Source organism: Thauera sp. ZXT1-4 (assembly GCF_052598215.2).
This window is the reverse complement of record NZ_JBQWSN020000090.1, coordinates 1-1,903: the sequence shown is the minus strand read 5'-3', so window position 1 is coordinate 1,903 and position 1,903 is coordinate 1. Positions and strand designations below refer to the sequence as shown.

The window sequence follows — 1,903 nt, the reverse complement described above, 5'->3', positions numbered from 1 at the left end:
TCGTGTTCATCAACCGGCGCGGCACGCAGATGAAGGTGCTGTACTGGGACCGCACTGGATTCTGCGTGTGGGCCAAGCGCCTCGAGCAGGGGCGCTTCGTGTCGAACTGGGCGCAGGTTCGCACGCGCCAGATGGACTGGACCGGGCTCAAGCTGCTGCTCGAAGGCATCGAGCCGGCCCGCACCAAGCGCCGTTTCCGACTGCCCAAAAATGCCGTGCAACCCGCATGAATGCTGGGTTCTGCGGTAAAATACGCGCCATGCCCGCACCGCACTGCACCCCCGTTCCGACCCTTGCCGAGGCCGCCCAGTGGGCGCCCGAGCAGATCGTCGGACTGGCGCAGGCGAACGTCGCCTTGCAGCGCGACATGGATGCGATGCGGCTCGAGTTTGCGGCGCTCAAGCATCAGCTCGAGTGGTTCCGCCGCCAGCTCTTTGGCCAGAAGAGCGAGAAGCGCATGGTGTTACCCGACACCACGCAGATGTATCTGGGCGAGTTGCCGATCCCCGACACACAGCCCGATGTCCCCGGCAAGACCGTGGGGGGACACACCCGTCGTGCGTCGCGCACCGACTTCGCCCAGAGCAAGGACGAATCGGCGCTGTTCTTCGACGAGACGCGCGTCCCGGTCGAGACCATCACGCTCGCCAACCCCGAGATCGAGGGCCTCACCGCCGAGCAGTTCGAGGTGATCGGCGAGAAGGTCAGCCACCGCCTGGCGCAGCGCCCGGGCAGCTACGTGATCCTCAAGTACGTGCGCCCGGTCATCAAGCGCCGCGACACGCAGACGATCCACTGCCCGGCGGCGCCCGCCGGGGTGATCGAGGGCAGCCGCGCCGACGTAAGTTTCCTGGTCGGGCTGCTGCTCGACAAGTTCGCCTGGCACCTGCCGCTGTACCGCCAGCATCAGCGCCTGGCCGATGCGGGCATCACGGTCAGCCGCGCCTGGCTCACGCAGCTGGCTGCGCAGGCGGCCGCGCTGCTCACGCCGATCTACGAGGCGCAGCTCGCGTCGATCCGGGCCAGCCGCGTCAAGGCCATGGACGAGACCCCGATCAAGGCCGGGCGGGCCAGCCCGGGCAAGATGAAGGCCTGCTACTTCTGGCCGGTCTATGGCGAGCTGCACGAGATCTGCTTCCCGTTCTTCGACAGCCGCGCGCACAGCAACGTCGAGAAGGTGCTCGGGCTCAAACCCACCGAAGGGGGTGTGCTGCTCTCGGACGGCTATGGCGCCTACGAGACCTACGCGAGCAAGACCGGGCTCACGCACGCGCAATGCTGGACGCACTGCCGGCGCGAATTCATCAACGCCGAAACGGCCGAGCCCAAGCTGGCAGCCCAGGCGCTCGAGTTCATCGGTGCGCTTTACGGGGTCGAAGCGACGATCCGCGACGACAAGCTCAAGGGCGAGGCCAAGCGCGAGTACCGGCTCGATCACGCCCGTCCGATCGTTACGGCCTTCTTCACCTGGGTGCAGGAGCGTCTGGACGCGCAGGGGCTGCTGCCGAGCAGCCCGCTGACCAAGGCGCTGATCTACGCGCACAAGCGACGAGCGGCACTGGAAGTGTTCCTGGCCGACCCGGATGTGCCGATCGATACCAACCACCTCGAACGGGCGCTACGGCCGATTCCGATCGGTCGGAAAAACTGGATGTTCAGCTGGACCGAGCTCGGCGCCCAGCACGTCGGCGTCGTCCAGAGCCTGATTGCGACCTGTCGGCTGCATGAAGTCGATCCGTACGACTATCTTGTCGACGTACTGCAGCGCGTCGGCCAGCATCCGGCCGCCGACGTCGCGCAACTCACGCCCAGACTGTGGAAGCAGCACTTCGGGAAAGCGCCGTTGCGCTCGGATATCTCAAGGCGCGCTGTTTAGCAACGACGCCGCTGGGTGAGCGCTTAC

General features: G+C 66.4%; 2 protein-coding genes. Both read left to right on the top strand.

Translation table 11 applies throughout. The annotated features are described in order from the left end of the window. The coding region (gene tnpB / locus ACUH78_RS19155; RefSeq protein WP_510497608.1) for an IS66 family insertion sequence element accessory protein TnpB at positions 1 to 230 on the top strand (230 nt) is incomplete at its 5' end. 29 nt (positions 231 to 259) lie between these two features. Continuing rightward, entirely contained in the window at positions 260 to 1,876 is a 1,617-nt protein-coding gene (gene tnpC / locus ACUH78_RS19150) for an IS66 family transposase (protein ID WP_445334425.1), read from the top strand. Positions 1,877 to 1,903 lie beyond the last annotated feature (27 nt).